Source organism: Micromonospora sp. NPDC047670, from assembly GCF_043204915.1.
GTDB lineage: Bacteria > Actinomycetota > Actinomycetes > Mycobacteriales > Micromonosporaceae > Micromonospora.
In genome coordinates this window covers 1-14,908 of record NZ_JBIDDA010000013.1, presented here as the reverse complement: position 1 = coordinate 14,908, position 14,908 = coordinate 1, and the positions used below count along the sequence as shown (strand labels likewise).

The window sequence follows — 14,908 nt, the reverse complement described above, 5'->3', positions numbered from 1 at the left end:
GGGGCGCCGCCGAGTCGACGACTCGTGGTCCGCAGAGCTGGTCCGGCCCGCCCGGTCGGTGACCAGGCGGGCCGGACCGTCAACTAACGGTCAGCGCTCAACAGCGGATGGGTGACAGCGCGAAGTCCTCCACCGTCGGGGTGGTGGTGTTGATCCTCGTCTGACGGGTCTGGGGCTTCCAGCCGTCCTTCGCGACGATCATCGTCATCGGGTTGTTCCGGCGGTCCATCCAGTAGGCGTACTTCCCGTCGGCGTCGGTGGCGAACGTCCACGACATCGCCCACGAGTCGACCTGGACGACCGCGCCGGGAAGCGGTGCGCCGGCGCCCTGGCAGCTCGTCCCGGTGACCGTACCCATCAGCTTGCCCCACGTGCTCGGCGGCCGCACGTTCATCGTCACCGCCACCGGCGGCACCGTGTACGGCGTGTTCTCCTTGATGGCCACCGAGGCGGAGTAGGTGCCCGGCTGGTCGACGTTCGCCGTCATCCCGACGGTGACCGTGACCTGCTCGCCCGGCGCCAGCGTGGCCGTGGTCCTGTCGATCGTCATCCAGCTGACGTCGGCGGCGCCCTCGGCGCACTCCTCGAATCCGGGCAGCGCCTCGCTGTCCGGGGTGGCGGTGAAGCTGCCGGACGAGCCGCCGACCTTGTAGAAACCGCACGCCGCGGCACCGCGGTACCGCGCGGTGTTGGCGTTCGGCAGGTTGGACCACGAGTCGGTGGCCGGGTCGTAGGCGAAGCCGGCGTTGGTGATGGCCCCGCCCTGCGAGCCGCCGACGACGAGGAGCCTGCCGCCCGCGACCGCGAACGAGCTGGCCCAGTTGTCGGCCGGCGCGTCGGCGATGGCGGTCCAGCTGTTGGCGCCCGGGTCGAAGGCGTAGCCGGCCTTCTGCGCCGCGGAGCCGTCGTTGCCGCCGGTGCAGTAGACGACGCCGTCGATCCCGCCGCAGGAGGCGAAGGCCACCGCCTTCGGATAGTCGGGCAGGGTCTCCCAGCTGTCGCTGCCCGGGTCGTAGCGGACGACGTCGTTCGACATCGGCGTGCAGGACGCCGTGGTGCAGCCACCGACGGCGTACAGCTTGCCGCCGACGACCGCCTGTCCGGCCGCGGAGCGCGGCGCCGGGTTGTCGGCCTTCTCCGTCCAGGTGTTGGCCGCCGGGTCGTAGGACCAGGTGGTGCCGTCGGGGCCCGCCGCCGCCCAGCCACCGGTCGCGATGATCTTTCCGTCCACGACGCCCACCGTCATGGCGGTACGCGCGCCGGGAAGATCGGCGATCGGTGCCCAGGTCTGCGCGATCGGATCGTAGACGAAGTTCTTCGTCGTGGACGTGGACCCGTTGCTGCCGCCGATGGAGTAGACCTTGCCGTCCAGGTTCACCACCCGGTTGTCCATCACGTTCGCCGGGTAGTCCGCGATGTCGGTCCAGGGCGCGGCCTGCGGGCCGACCGGGGCCGACGACGCCGTCGCCGACTTGCCGGACGCCGTGGCGGCGAACGACGTCGGCGTGGTGAGCCGCTGCTCCGGCGCCCCGGTGGACCCGAGGACCTGCTGCTTGCTCATCCGGGACCCGTCGGCCCGCAGGAGCGTGAACCCGCCGTCGCGCTCGCCGAACTCGACGGTGGCCGGGGCCCCGCCGGTGTTCGTCACCGTGAACGCCTTGCCGACCTTGCCGGTGGGCATCTGGACCGTTCCGCTCACCTGGGCCGGCTTGACCGACAGGCGGCCGGCCGCCAGCTGGAAGTTCGCGGCGGTCGCCCAGTCGGTCTGGACGTCGACCTGCTTGCGCTGGCCGACGTAGTTGGCGGCCTTCGCGGTGAACGGGTGCTGGCCGGTCAGGGAGGAGAACAGCCAGTAGAAGCCGTCCGCCAGCCCCGGGTCGTCGGGGGTCGCCACGGTGGTGGCCTTCTCGGCCGGCCGGTCGTCGCTGGTGACGGTGGCCCCGTTGACGTAGCCGCTGGTGTTCTTGTCGCGTACGTGGCCGAGCACCAGGCCGCCGTTGGTCGGCTCGCAGACGACCTGGCTGCCGATCAGCACGTTGTCGACCTGCCACCACCACTCGTACGAGGCGTCGTAGTAGTGGAACCGGACCCGGGTCTGTGCCTGGCCGGCGGCCTGCGGGATCGGGATCTCGGTCACCCGCGGTCCGCGGACGTCGGCCGCCTGCCGGAGCACGTTCGTCCACGTGGTGCCGCCGTCGATGCTGAGGTCGACCTCGGCGCGGTCGCTGCCCAGCCAGTTGTAGTCCTGGTTGAACCGGATCACCGGCGTCGCGACGTCGGTCAGGTCGACGACCGGGCTGACGAGCGACGTGTCCTGGCGCCCACCGGAGCCGTACTCGTCGCTGTCGATGATGGCGAAGTTGCCGGTGCCGCCGGTCAGGTTGCCGCGGCCACCCTCGTCCGTGAACTTCCAGACCTGACCGCTGCCCGCGTGGTCCACGACGGACCAGCCGGCCGGCACCGTGGCGCCGTTGAAGGTCTCGAACTCGCCGTCGGAGCCGAACGTGTATCCGGGCGCGGTGGTGCAGGCGTTCGTCTGCACCGGCACGGCGACGTTGGCGGTGACGTTGCCGCCGCCGACGACGACCTCCTTGGTCACGGTCTGGTAGCCCGGGTACTGCGGCTCGATCTTCAGCTTGTACGTGGCCGAGGCCGGGAGCGTGAGGCTGTAGCGGCCGTTGACGGGCGTGGTGTAGTCGGACACGCCCGACGGGCCCTCGACGGTCACCTTGGCGTACAGCGGCCAGCCGTGGCCCGAGCCGTCCGTGACCGATCCGCTGACGGTGACACTGGGCACCGCCGTCAGCGCGACGTCGACCGTCGTGGTCGCGTCCTTGGCGACGGTCGCCGGGACCGTCCTGCCCTGGTAGCCGAAGGCCGTCACGGCGACCTGGTAGTCACCCACCGGGAGCAGCGACGAGTACGTGCCGTCGGCGGCGGTGGTCAGCTCGCGCTCCGCCGCGCCGGTCAGGGTGACCGTGGCGCCGGCGATCGCGGCGCCGGTGCCCGCGTCCGTGACCTTGCCGGCGAGGGTGCCGGTGTCGCCGATCGGAGCGGCGTTGAGCAGGGCGAGCGCGTCCAGCCGGCCCTCGCCGTACACGTTGTTGTCGTCGGCGCTGCCGCCGCACTGGGCGTCGGCCTTGTCGACCGCCGAGTTGTCCAGCAGCGCGCGGGTCGCGTCGATGTCACCGACCAGCGCCGGTGCCGCCGACCACAGCAACGCGACGGTGCCCGCGAGGTGCGGGGCGGCCATCGAGGTGCCGTTGTAGCTGGCGTAGCCGCTGCCCGGGATGCTGGATCGCACGTTGACGCCGGGTGCGGCGATGTTGGGCTTGAGCTCGCCGTTCTGGCCGGCGCCGCGGGACGAGAAGCTGGCGACGTTGTTGTTGATGTCGTAGGCGCCGGCCGAGTAGTTGCTGACCAGGCTGCCCGGGGAGCCGCTGGTCTGGCACGCCGAGCCGCTGTTGCCGTTGGACCAGATCCCGAAGATGCCGGACGCGGCCCAGGCGAGCGTCACGTCCTCCATGAACGGGTCGTTGGAGGGAGCCGTGGTGCCCCAGGAGTTGTTGATGATGTTGGGCCGCTTGCTGGCGTCGGGGTTCTGGCCGCTGAGGTCCGTCGGCTCGAGCATCCACTGGCCGGAGGTGACCAGGGCGGCGTCGTTCGGGCAGCAGCCGTTCGCCGCGATCCACGTGACCTCGGGGGCGACCCCGATCTGGTTCGCGCCGGCGGAGCCGGCCATCGTGCCCATCGTGTGCGTGCCGTGGCCGTTGCTGTCGCAGGGCGCGGCGGCGCAGGTGCCGGCGGCGTTGAACCAGTTGTAGTCGTGGTCGAACGTGCCGTCGCCGTTGTTGCCGCGGTAGGAGTTGACCAGCGCGGGGTGGTCGAACTGGACGCCGGTGTCGATGTTCGCCACCGTGATGCCGGCGCCCTTGACGCCGTACTGGGACCAGACGTCGTCGGCGTTGATGCTGGCGATGCCCCACTCGAGGGCGTTCACCGTCTTCTCGTCGGTGCCCTTGGTGACCTCGGGCACCGTGTAGGCGACCGGGGCGTACAGGCCCTCGACCTCGGCGTGGGCGGCGAAGCTCTGCGCCATGGCCAGCGAGCCGCCGCTCACCTTGATCGCGTTGGTCGCCCAGAAGGTCTGGTACTTCGCGCCCGTGCCGTCGAGCTCGGCCCGGATCTTGCTCTGGCTGTCGGCGGCGGTCTTCTTCAACGCCGCAGCGACCGCGGCGCCCCGCTTGTCCCAGTCCTCGATGGCGGTGGCCTGGCTCAGGTCCGCCCGGTCCCGGAAGCGGATCCAGAAGTCCCCTTCGGTCTTGCCCTGGAGTTGCTTGCCGAGTTCCGGCCGGATCTTGTCGGCCGGGGAGGTGGCTCCTGTCCCGGCCGGCGCGGCCTGTGCGCCCGTGCCGGTGGCGGCCAGGCCTGTGACGACGAGGATCATCGCCGCGCCGGCGCTCACCAGGGATCTGGCTGTGCGCCTTGTGGGTGGATGTCTGAACATCGGTGGTGCCTCCTCCAGAACGACCCAGAGTTGAACGAGCCATGGTGGAGGGTGCAGGGACTCATCCCATGTGGATGAACCGGAACGGACCCCCTGGTGCCCCCCAAGGCACCGCGCGGGTCACGCCGGCTGCCCGTCTGGACACTATGATCGACACGAGAGGACGATCAAGAACGTGACGTAAGCAATCTGTCACCATCCGTTGGTCCGCTCTCGGGGAGCTTGCCAATTCTTGTCACGATCATGACGAAGCTGGGCAGAAATTTGCCCCTCTTTCCGGGTGGGTGCTGTGGGGGCACACGACGAAAGCAGGGTGCCGGACGGGTCCGATCCGGCCGAGGAACCGTTCCCGCTGGTGATCGCGGTGACACCGTCACCGGCCGAGCGGATCCGACTCGCGGAACGCCTCGAGGGCGTTGCGCCGCTGCTGCTGGTCTCCGACCTCGACGAGCTGCGCAAGCTGATCGCGGCCCCGCAGCGGCTGCCCCCGGCGCCGCCCGGGCGGGCGTCCCCCGCGGTCGAGGCGGCCGACGACACGCTGCTGATCGACTCGGCCCGGTCGACCGCGCGCTGCCGGGGTCGCGAGGTCGGCCTGACGCGACTCGAGCACGACCTGCTGACCTGCCTGAACACCGAGCCGATCCGGGTCTGGAGCTATGCCGAGCTGCACCGGTCGGTCTGGCGCGACGAAGGGCTGCAACGCAAGGCCGACGTGCAGTCGCTGGTGAAGCGGCTACGGCGCAAGCTCACCGGCATCGGCACCGGCGTGACCATCGACGCGGTGCGCGGCGTCGGATTCCGGCTGACCGACCACCGGCAGCCGAGGGTCAGCGGTTCCTGAGGTCCGCCCACGTGCGCAGCCCGCCGCGACGGGATCCGCGCCGAGGTCTGCCTGACTTGGGCAGCACGTGTCGGGGGCCGCACTAAAGCGTCGGAAATCTTTGACATGTCGGCAACCTCCGACATATCTTGGGGCGGTGCCCGAAGACGACGTGTTCCTCGCCCTGGCGAACCCTGTCCGCCGCAGGCTGCTGCAACTGCTCACGGAGGGGCCTCGCACGGCCGGGGAGCTGGCCGACCAGTTCGACCTGAGCCGGCCGGCCGTGGCCGAGCACCTGCAGGTGCTGCGGCGCGCGGCGCTGGTGCACGACGAACCCAGAGGCCGGCAACGGCACTATCACCTGACCCCGGCCCCACTCGCCCAGGTCGGCGAGTGGCTGCACCCGTTCGAACGATTCTGGCGTGAGCGGCTGCGCTCGCTCGCCGATGTCGCCGAGGAGGACCAGTGACCACCGACACCATCGCCGTCGACCAGTTCGTCGACGCCCCGCCGAGCAGGGTCTGGCGCACGCTGACCGACCCCGAACTGCACGCCCGCTGGTGGGTGCCGGGCGACATCGCCGCCACCGTCGGCCACCGCTTCCACCTCCAGATGCCGGGCTGGGGAGCGGTGCCCTGCGAGGTGGTCGAGGTGGTCCCCGAACAGAAGCTCGTCTACACGTTCAACGAGACGTGGACGCTGACCTGGCGGCTCGCCGCGGAGGGCAGGGGCACGCGGCTGCTCTTCGAGCACAGCGGATTCGACCTCGATCAGAAGTCCGAGCGTGACGCCTTCAACCGGATGGGCCCCGGCTGGCGCGACAAGGTGCTGCCGCAACTCGCCCGGACCGCCGCTGAACTCGCCGGCTGAGCGTGTGCGGAGCCACTGACGTCTCCCGCGCCCTCGGCGGCGGGCCCGGCGGCCGGGACCGGAGACCCACCGGTTGCGCCTAACGGTCCGGGCTGTCGGCGGAGGCCATGACGCGCAGCGCGTTGGGATCCAGGCCGATCCGGACCGGGGTCTCGCCGTACGGCTCCCCGTCGACCTCCACCCGCGCCGGCCGGTCGGTCTCCAGCCAGAGCTCGCGTACGGCGAGGAACGGCTCCTCGCCCAGGGTGCGACGGTGGCCGGTCGCCGCGTTGCGGGCCGTGTCGCGCAGCAGCCCACGGCGGGTGGGGCCGCCCACCGGGTACGCGAGCAGCAGCCGGTCGTCGGCGTTCGCGTCCGCGGTGATCAGCCGCCCGGCGTGGAAGCCGCCGTTCGCCACGTACAGCTGGTGGGTGACGAAGTCGTGCCGCCGTCCCTCGGCGCGCACGGTGGCGCGCAGCGACCGGTGCCGGGTCAGCAGCGCCAGTGCGGTCGCCGGGTACGCGAGCCGGCCGATGACCCGCTTGAGCCGGGGCGGCGTCCTGAGCATCACGTCGGCGGACAGGCCGATGCCGACGTGGTTGGTGAACCGCGTGCTGCCCACGAGGCCGAGGTCGACGTCGATCACCTTGCCGTCGGTCAGGACCGCGACCGCCGCGTCGAGGTCGAGCGGGATCCCCACCGTGCGGGCGAAGTTGTTGGTGGTGCCCAGCGGCAGCAGGCCGAGCGCCATGTCGCGGTGGGCGAGCAGGCGGGCGGCGGTGCCGATCGTGCCGTCGCCGCCGCCGGCGACCAGGAGGTCCGGCCCGAGTTCGGCGGCGGCGGCGAGGCTCTGCTCGAGCTCGGCGGGCCGGTCGACCGGGTACGTGGCGAGCAGGGTGAAGCCCGCCGCGACCAGCCGCGACCGGGTCTCCTCGTAGAGCTGGCGACCCCGGCGGGAATGGGCGTTGACGACGAGCGCCGCTCGCCGCTCCCGCCGGATGGCCGCGCTCAGCTCCTGCTTGGTCCGCATAGGGCCCGACCCTAGCGGCGGCCGGGCACGCGCCCGCGCACGGTCCGGTGCGCGCCGGACGCGGCTTCGCCCCGGGGGCACCGGTGGTGGGCGCGGCCGGGACGACCGGGCCGCGCCCACCACCGGGGACGGTCACGGATAGTTCGTCAGGTACACCTGCTGGTTGCTGGCGTTCACGGTGCCGCCGGTGTTGTTGACCACCCGGTTGATGGTGCCCACGCCGCCCAGGGAGACGGTGACCATGTTGGTGAACCGCACGTTCGGGTTGGTCGGCGCCTCGATGGCCCGCTCGGCGACGACCGCCGGGTTGACGTTGAAGTAGCAGTAGCTGCCCAGCCCCCACGCCTGGTGACTGGTCACCGAGTCGGCCACCTTGTACGCGGCCCAGCCCCGGGTGGACCCGTTCGTCCAGGCGGCCTGGTTCGGCGGGTCGTACGGCATCTCGTTCTGGTAGAAGTACGTCCGGCCGCCGTTGCCGTTCCAGACGGTCTGGTACTTCTGGTAGTGCTCGACGAAGAGGCCGTACATCGTCACGTTGTCGCCGTTGACGGTGAGGCCGGTGTCGGCGGTGTTCACCGCCCAGCCGACGCCGTCGCCGTGGTCGGCCCGCCACAGCCACATGTGGTCGCCGATCACGTTGTCGCTGTTGACGGTCAGCGTGTTGGTGGCCCGGCCGACGCCCGGCCCGCCGATGCGGAAGAAGACGTCGTGCAGCGAGGTCGGGTTGGCGGCGTGGCTGGCCGCCGAGCCGGGCGGGCCGACCTCCATCAGCACCGGCGAGTTGACCTGGCCGGCCTCGAACATGAGGCCGGCCACCTTCACGCCGTCGACGTCCGCCACGCGCATCGCGACGGTGCCGTTGTCGGCCTGGATGGTGGCCAGGCCGAGGCCGAGGACCACCGTGTCGGCGCGGTCGACCCGGATCGGTTCGGTGACATGGTGCACGCCCGGGGTGAACAGCAGGTGCCGGCCCTGGGCGAGCGCGGCGTTGATGGTGGCCGCGCTGGTGCCGGGCCGCACCACGTAGAACTGGCTGAGCGAGATGGACGAGCCGGCCGGGGTCTTGCCGTACCAGCTGGTGCCGGTGGAGTTGGTGCGCAGCGCGGGCACGAAGACGCGGTACTCGCCGGTGCCGTCGACGTAGAGGAACGGCTTCTCCCGCACCTGCGGGGTCTGCGGGATGACGGTGTGCGACGGGTTCGGGAAGTGCGGCGGCGGCGCGCCGACCACGCCCTGGAAGACCATGTTCCACACCGAGCCGGTCCAGCCGTTGCCGAACTCGCTGTTGCGCGAGTACCACTGCTGCTGGGAGCCGGAGACGACGAGGCCGTCGATGCGGGTGTCGGCCATCAGGCCGCCGCTGGACCAGCCGTCGCCGCCGTTCCAGAGCTGGATCTGGTTCTGCGCGCCGCGCAGGTGCATCCGCCGGTACGGCGCGGCCTGCGACACCGCCCACCGCTCGACGGTCACCCCGGCGGGCAGGGTCACCGACAGGTTCTCCGCCGCGCGCCAGAAGTTCTGGGTGGCGTTGCCCCCCATCCAGAACGCCTCGACCCGGACGTGGCCGTTGAGGTTGACGTCGTCCGGGCTCATGCCGAGGCCGGCGACCTGGGTGAAGAAGCCGAGGTTGACGTCGGCGGTGTAGTTGCCCGGCTTGAACAGCACGGCGTAGCGCTGCGGGCCGAACTGGTTGGTCTCCTGCTGCGTGAAGAGGGTGTCCAGCCGGCTCTGGATGGTGGCGGTCGGCGTGGACGGGTCGAAGACGAAGGTGTGCGGGCCGAAGTTGGGGTTGCGCGGATCGGTCGGCTCGACCGGTTCGCCGGTGTCGCCGCCGGTGGTGTGCACCTGCAGTTCCCAGAGCGAGTAGCCGTAGCCGGTGGCGCGCGCCGTGCCGTACATCCGCAGGTAGCGGCCGATGCCGGCGACGGTGAGGGTCTGCGTGCCGCCGGTGCCGGTGGTGGTGCTGTGGATGGTGGTCCAGGCGGCGCCGTCGTCGGAGGTCTGGAGCTGGAACGCCCGGGCGTACGCGGCCTCCCAGGTCAGCACGACCCGGCAGATCGTCCGGGTGCCGCCCAGGTCGACGCGCAGCCACTGGGGGTCGCTGGCCGCGCTGGCCCAGCGGGTGCCCGGGTCGCCGTCGACCGCGGCCGAGGCGGGCAGCCCGGCGTTCTCCACCGACGAGGCGGTGGCCGGGCGGCCCTGGGCGGCGTTGGCGCTGCCGCAGGCGGGATCGGCGCCGCCGGTCTCGCCGTAGACCTGGAACTCCCACAGCGAGTAGCCGTAGGCGGTGCCGCGCGCGGTGCCGTACATCCGCACGTACCGGCCGGCGCCGCTGACGGCGAGGGTCTGCGTGCCGCCGGCGCCGGCGGTGGTGCTGTGGATGGTCGTCCAGGCGGCACCGTCGTCGGAGGTCTGGAGCTGGAACGCCCGGGCGTAGGCGCCCTCCCAGGCCAGGGTGACCTGGCTGATGGTGGCCCGGGCGCCGAGGTCGACCTGGAGCCACTGGGGATCGCTGAAGGCGCTCGACCAGCGGGTGCCGGTGTTGCCGTCGACGGCCGCCGCGGCGGGGGTGCCGGCGTTCTCCGTGGACGACGCGGTGGCGGGGCGGCCCTGGGAGAGCAGGACCGGCGCGGCCTGCGCCGGGGGCGTCAGGCCGGTCGGCGCCAGCGCCGCGACGAGGGCCACCACCAGCCCGAAGACGGTACGCCGGCGGGGCGGCCGGCCCGGTGCCGGGCGTACGGATGTAGCGCGAGATGTCATGACTTCGCCTGTCGATAGGGGGTGCGGACGCCGGGCGCGACGGGATGACGGGAGGGGCGACCGCGGTGCGCGCAGTGCTGCCACCGGGACGGGCACCGCGATCGGGGAGCGCTCTCGGCAGAGTGTTACGGCGCGGTTGCGACCGCGTCAAGACATCGATCTATAACACTGTTATATATCCCGAATGTTCGATGCGTCCGGTACCGCCCCGGCGAGCCCCGCGGGCGGGCGCCTCAGGGCCGGACGCCCCCGGCCGCGAGCAGCCGGGCGATCGGCAGGGTGGCCGCGCCCAACGCCACCGCGTCCACGCCGAGCCGGCACAGCTCGATCGACGCCTGCGCGTACGGCTGGCGCAGGGCCTGCCGGCCGGCGGCCTCGCGTACGGCGGGCAGCAGGTCGCCCAGCGCCATCGCCGCCCAGCCACCCAGCACCACCCGCTCCGGGTTGAACAGGTTGATCAGGTTGGCCACCCCGGCCCCCAGGTAGCCGGCGGTCTCGTCGAGCACCCGGCGGGCGGTGGCCGACGTGGCGGCGGCCTCGACCAGGGCACCGAGTTGGGACTCCTCGTCGTCGCCCGGCACCGCCCGACCGCGCCGCGCCTCCCGGTACCGGTCGATGATCGCCTCGGCGCCGACGTACGCCTCGAGGCAGCCCCGCGCCCCGCAGCGGCACGGCCGCCCCCCGTACACCAGGGTGGTGTGCCCCCACTCCCCCGCGCTGCTCGACGCCCCCCGGTAGGTGACCCCGTTGGTCACCACGGCGGCCCCGACGCCGGAGCCGACCAGCGCGAACACGGCGTGCCGGGCGCCCCGTCCGGCGCCGAACCACATCTCCGCCTGGCCCAGCGTCTTGGCGCCGTTGTCGATGCGCAGCGGCAGGTCGGTGCCGGCGGCGATGAGGCTCTCCAGCGGCACCCCGTCCCAGCCGAGGGCCTGGGCGTGCACCACCGCCCGCTCCCCCTGCTCCACCACACCGGAGACGCCGATGCCGACGCCGAGCACGTCGTCCGGGGCCACCCCGGCCCGGGTGGTGACCGCGTCGATGCCGGCCAGCACGTGCCCGGCGACCACGGCCGGCTCGGTGCGCACCGGGTCCAGCGGATACTCGGCGCTGGCCAGCAGGGCCATCGCGAAGTCGAACAGCTCGACCCGCACCCGGGTCTCGCCGACGTCCACCCCGACCACGAAGGCGAAGCGCGGCGCGACCCGGAGGATCATGCTGGGCCGGCCGCCGTCGGACTCGGCCGCGCCGGCCTCGACGACGAGGCCCTCGTCGATCAGGTCGCCCACCACGTTGCTCACCGCGGGCTGGCTGAGCCCGGTGCTGCGGACCAGGTCCTGGCGGGTCAGCGGGCCGTCGAGGAAGAGCTTCGACAGCAGCGCCGACCGGTTCCGCAGCCGGACGCCGCGATTCGTCGCTCGCGCCAACTCCACACGCCACCTCGATCCCCCGGGTCGTCCGAGGCGACTGTACGACCCCGTGCTTGACGGCTCCCGCCGACAGCCACTTTAATGACGACATTCATTAAGCCGTGATGTAACTTGCGCTACACGTCGGCGAACCGCCGTCGGAACAATCGCCCCACCCCACCCCGCCGGCCCACCCGCGACCCCCCTGCGCCACCGGGCCGGCCGGCGTCCACCCCCGTAACCGGAAGGGCAGCTCGTGTCGAAACGGCACCTCGCGATACTCACCGCCGCCGTCCTGGCGGCCGCATCCCTGACCGCCTGCGGCGGTTCGGGCGACGACTCCTCCGCCGGTGGCGCGAAGACGCTGACCTACTGGGCCAGCAACCAGGGCGCCAGCCTGGAGGCCGACAAGCAGATCCTCCAGCCGGAGCTGGACAGGTTCGAGCAGCAGACCGGCATCAAGGTCAACGTCGAGGTGGTGCCCTGGTCGGACCTGCTCAACCGGCTGCTCGCCGCCGCCGCCTCCGGACAGGGCCCGGACGTGGTGAACATCGGCAACACCTGGTCGGCCTCGCTGCAGGCCACCGGCGCGCTGGTCGAGTTCGACGACGCCACCCTCGCCAAGGTCGGCGGCAAGGACCGGTTCGTGCCGGCCGCGCTGGCCGCCGCCGGCGCCCCCGGCAAGCCGCCCGCGGCGGTGCCGCTCTACAGCCTCGCCTACGCCCTCTACTACAACAAGAAGGCGTTCGCCGACGCCGGCATCGCCAGTCCGCCCACCACCTGGGAGCAGGTGGCCGAGGCCGGCCGGAAGCTCACCGGCGGCGGCAGGTGGGGCCTGGCGGTCGAGGGCGCCAACCCGTCGGAGAACGCGCACCACGCGTTCACCTTCAGCCAGCAGTACGGCGGCGAGTGGTTCGACTCCGCCGGCAAGCCGACCTTCGACACCCCGCAGAACGTCGCCGCGGTCAAGCGCTACGTCGACCTGATGGCCACCGACAAGATCGTCAACCCGAGCAACGCCGAGTACGCGCAGAACCAGTCGGTCTCCGACTTCGCCAACGGCAAGGCCGCGATGCTGCTCTGGCAGGCCGCCGGGTCGAACCTGAAGTCGCAGAACATGGCCCCCGACGCGTACGGCGTCGCCCCGGTGCCGTTCCCGGCCGCCCCGCCGGCCGGCGGCAAGAAGGTCAACAGCATGGTCGCCGGGATCAACATGGCGGTGTTCAAGCACACCAGGAACAAGGACGCCGCCCTGGAGTTCGTCAAGTTCATGACCAGCGACGCCGAGCAGGTCGCGCTGAACAGGACGTACGGGTCGCTGCCCGCCGTCAGGACCGCCGCCGGGGACGCGGCGTTCGCCGCGCCGGAGCAGAAGGTGCTCCAGGAGACCCTCGCCACCACGGCCGCGCCCCTGCCGCAGGTGCCCGACGAGAGCACCTTCGAGACGCTGGTCGGCACCGCCATCAAGGAGCTGTTCGCCGACGCGGCGAGCGGCAGGCCGGTCACCGAGGACAGCGTCCGGCAGAAGCTGAGCCGGGCCCAGCAGCAGATGCGCTGACCCGCCGGACCGGTGGCCGTGGGAGGGACGCCGACCCTCCCACGGCCACCCAGCGAGAGGACCTGTGATGGCAACCAGCACCACCGGCCGGGACGTCGTCGTGCCCGACCGGCCGACCCGCTCGGGGACACCGGCCAGGGGCCGCTCCCGGCCCCGCCGGTCGCTCCTGCCGTACCTGCTGCTCGCTCCGGCCGTCGCGCTGGAGCTGGCGATCCACGTGGTGCCGATGCTCGTCGGCGCGTGGATGAGCCTGCTGGAGCTGACGCAGTTCCACATCCGCGACTGGTCGACCGCCCCCTTCGTCGGCCTGGAGAATTACCGGGTGGTGCTCGATTTCGACTCCGCCGCCGGGGCCGAGTTGCTGCACTCGTTCGGGGTGACCGTCGTCTACACCGTCGCCTCGGTCGGGCTCTCCTGGGTGCTCGGCACCACCGCCGCCGTGCTGCTGCAACGGCCCTTCCGCGGTCGCGGCGTGCTGCGCGCGCTCTTCCTCACCCCGTACGCGCTGCCGGTCTACACCGCCGTGATCACCTGGAGCTTCCTGTTCCAGCGGGACACCGGCCTGGTCAACCACGTCCTGGTCGACCAGCTGCACCTGCTCGACGACAAGCCGTTCTGGCTGATCGGCGGGAACAGCTTCTTCGCGCTGCTGATCGTGTCGATCTGGCGGTCCTGGCCGTTCGCCTTCCTGTGCGTCATGGCCGGCCTGCAGAACATCCCCGGCGAGCTGTACGAGGCCGCGGCCATGGACGGCGCCGGTTTCTGGCGCCGGCTGCGCTCGGTGACCCTGCCCATGCTGCGGCCCGTGAACCTGGTCCTGCTGCTGGTGCTGTTCCTCTGGACGTTCAACGACTTCAACACCCCGTACGTGCTCTTCGGCGGCTCGGCCCCGCAGCAGGCGGACCTGATCTCCATCCACATCTACCGCAGCTCCTTCAAGACCTGGGACTTCGGCTCCGGCTCGGCGATGTCGGTGGCGCTGCTGCTGTTCCTGCTCGTGGTCACCGCCGCGTACCTGCTGATCACCAACCGCCGGAGGAACGATGCGTGAGACCCCCGCCGAGCGCTGGGCCCGCCGGGTGGTGCTTACCCTGCTCGCGATCTTCGTCCTGGTGCCGCTGTACGTGATGGTCAGCTCGGCACTCAAGCCGCTGCGGGACGTGCAGAACGCGTTCACGTGGTGGCCGCGCCGCCCGACGCTGCAGGCGTTCGTGGACATGTGGTCGACCGTGCCGCTCGGCCGCTACCTGGTGAACAGCCTGGTCGTCTCCAGCGTGGCGGCGGTCCTCTCGGTCGCCGTGGCGATCTTCGCCGCGTTCGCGGTGAGCCGCTACCGCTTCCGCGGCCGGGGCCTGTTCTCGGTGACCGTGCTCTCCACCCAGATGTTCCCCGGCATCCTGTTCCTGCTGCCGCTGTTCCTCATCTACGTCAACCTCGGCAACGCCACCGGCATCCAGCTCTACGCCAGCCGGACCGGCCTGATCATCACGTACCTCACCTTCTCGCTGCCGTTCTCGATCTGGATGCTGGTCGGCTACTTCGACTCCATCCCGCGCGGGCTCGACGAGGCCGCGCAGGTCGACGGCGCCGGGCCGCTGCGCACCCTGTTCCAGGTGGTGCTGCCGGCGGCGGTGCCCGGCGTGGTCGCGGTGACCGTGTACGCGTTCATGACCGCCTGGGGCGAGGTGCTGTTCGCCTCGGTGATGACCAGCGAGGAGAGCCGCACCCTGGCGGTCGGCCTGCAGGGCTACTCCACCCAGTTCAACGTCTACTGGAATCAGGTGATGGCGGCCTCGCTGGTGGTCAGCGTCCCGGTCGTCGCCGGCTTCCTGGCGTTGCAGCGCTACTTCGTCGCCGGCCTCACCGCCGGCGCGGTCAAGTGAGATGCTTCTATAGCTGTCAAGTGGTGCTGGTGGCTGAATGGGCGCCGTTCAGGGTCCGGAAGAGTTGCCGGCTGATGTAGCGCTTGAGGCTG

General features: G+C 71.6%; 10 protein-coding genes. 6 read left to right on the top strand and 4 right to left on the bottom strand.

Annotated elements, in window-relative coordinates:
• Window positions 1–97: 97 nt before the first annotated feature.
• Window positions 98–4,465: a S8 family serine peptidase gene (locus ACGF7U_RS25305; RefSeq protein WP_393110632.1), complete on the bottom strand. Its 4,368-nt coding sequence runs from the start codon at window positions 4,463–4,465 to the stop codon at window positions 98–100.
• A gap of 355 nt (window positions 4,466–4,820) precedes the next feature.
• Here ACGF7U_RS25305 and ACGF7U_RS25300 point away from each other — a divergent pair, with 355 nt between their 5' ends.
• The 3 genes from ACGF7U_RS25300 (at window position 4,821) to ACGF7U_RS25290 (ending at window position 6,197) form a co-directional block, all read left to right on the top strand.
• Window positions 4,821–5,348 (top strand): winged helix-turn-helix domain-containing protein, encoded by a 528-nt coding sequence (locus ACGF7U_RS25300; RefSeq protein WP_393110630.1) that lies wholly within the window; start codon window positions 4,821–4,823, stop codon window positions 5,346–5,348.
• A gap of 136 nt (window positions 5,349–5,484) precedes the next feature.
• Window positions 5,485–5,796 (top strand): ArsR/SmtB family transcription factor, encoded by a 312-nt coding sequence (locus tag ACGF7U_RS25295; protein ID WP_393110628.1) that lies wholly within the window; start codon window positions 5,485–5,487, stop codon window positions 5,794–5,796.
• Window positions 5,793–6,197 (top strand): SRPBCC domain-containing protein, encoded by a 405-nt coding sequence (locus tag ACGF7U_RS25290; RefSeq protein WP_393110626.1) that lies wholly within the window; start codon window positions 5,793–5,795, stop codon window positions 6,195–6,197. The genes ACGF7U_RS25295 and ACGF7U_RS25290 overlap by 4 nt, the downstream gene beginning before the upstream one ends.
• 79 nt (window positions 6,198–6,276) lie before the next feature.
• Here the strand turns inward: ACGF7U_RS25290 and ACGF7U_RS25285 are convergent, their stop codons facing one another.
• The 3 genes from ACGF7U_RS25285 to ACGF7U_RS25275 all read right to left on the bottom strand — a co-directional run bounded on the left by ACGF7U_RS25285 (window position 6,277) and on the right by ACGF7U_RS25275 (window position 11,399).
• Window positions 6,277–7,206, bottom strand: coding sequence for a diacylglycerol/lipid kinase family protein (locus ACGF7U_RS25285; protein WP_393110624.1), 930 nt, complete (start codon window positions 7,204–7,206; stop codon window positions 6,277–6,279).
• A gap of 132 nt (window positions 7,207–7,338) precedes the next feature.
• Window positions 7,339–9,966: a discoidin domain-containing protein gene (locus ACGF7U_RS25280; RefSeq protein WP_393110622.1), complete on the bottom strand. Its 2,628-nt coding sequence runs from the start codon at window positions 9,964–9,966 to the stop codon at window positions 7,339–7,341.
• Between the two features lie 233 nt (window positions 9,967–10,199).
• A complete protein-coding gene (locus ACGF7U_RS25275; protein WP_393110620.1) occupies window positions 10,200–11,399 on the bottom strand; it encodes an ROK family protein in 1,200 nt (399 codons plus the stop codon).
• A gap of 232 nt (window positions 11,400–11,631) precedes the next feature.
• On the opposite strand from ACGF7U_RS25275, the gene ACGF7U_RS25270 reads away from it, so the two are divergent.
• The 3 genes from ACGF7U_RS25270 (at window position 11,632) to ACGF7U_RS25260 (ending at window position 14,816) form a co-directional block, all read left to right on the top strand.
• A complete protein-coding gene (locus ACGF7U_RS25270) occupies window positions 11,632–12,933 on the top strand; it encodes an ABC transporter substrate-binding protein (protein WP_393110618.1) in 1,302 nt (433 codons plus the stop codon).
• A gap of 67 nt (window positions 12,934–13,000) precedes the next feature.
• Window positions 13,001–13,984, top strand: coding sequence for a carbohydrate ABC transporter permease (locus ACGF7U_RS25265; RefSeq protein ID WP_393110616.1), 984 nt, complete (start codon window positions 13,001–13,003; stop codon window positions 13,982–13,984).
• On the top strand, window positions 13,977–14,816 hold the full coding sequence (locus ACGF7U_RS25260) for a carbohydrate ABC transporter permease (RefSeq protein WP_393110614.1): 840 nt from the start codon (window positions 13,977–13,979) through the stop codon (window positions 14,814–14,816). The genes ACGF7U_RS25265 and ACGF7U_RS25260 overlap by 8 nt, the downstream gene beginning before the upstream one ends.
• The last annotated feature ends 92 nt before the right edge of the window (window positions 14,817–14,908 follow it).

Bases quoted from the DNA above. Each gene is read 5' to 3' on its own strand.
- ACGF7U_RS25260 (WP_393110614.1), top strand. From the start codon at position 13,977: ATGCGTGAGACCCCCGCCGAGCGCTGGGCCCGCCGGGTGGTGCTTACC.
- ACGF7U_RS25265 (WP_393110616.1), top strand. From the start codon at position 13,001: ATGGCAACCAGCACCACCGGCCGGGACGTCGTCGTGCCCGACCGGCCG.
- ACGF7U_RS25285 (WP_393110624.1), bottom strand. From the start codon at position 7,206: ATGCGGACCAAGCAGGAGCTGAGCGCGGCCATCCGGCGGGAGCGGCGA.
- ACGF7U_RS25280 (WP_393110622.1), bottom strand. From the start codon at position 9,966: ATGACATCTCGCGCTACATCCGTACGCCCGGCACCGGGCCGGCCGCCC.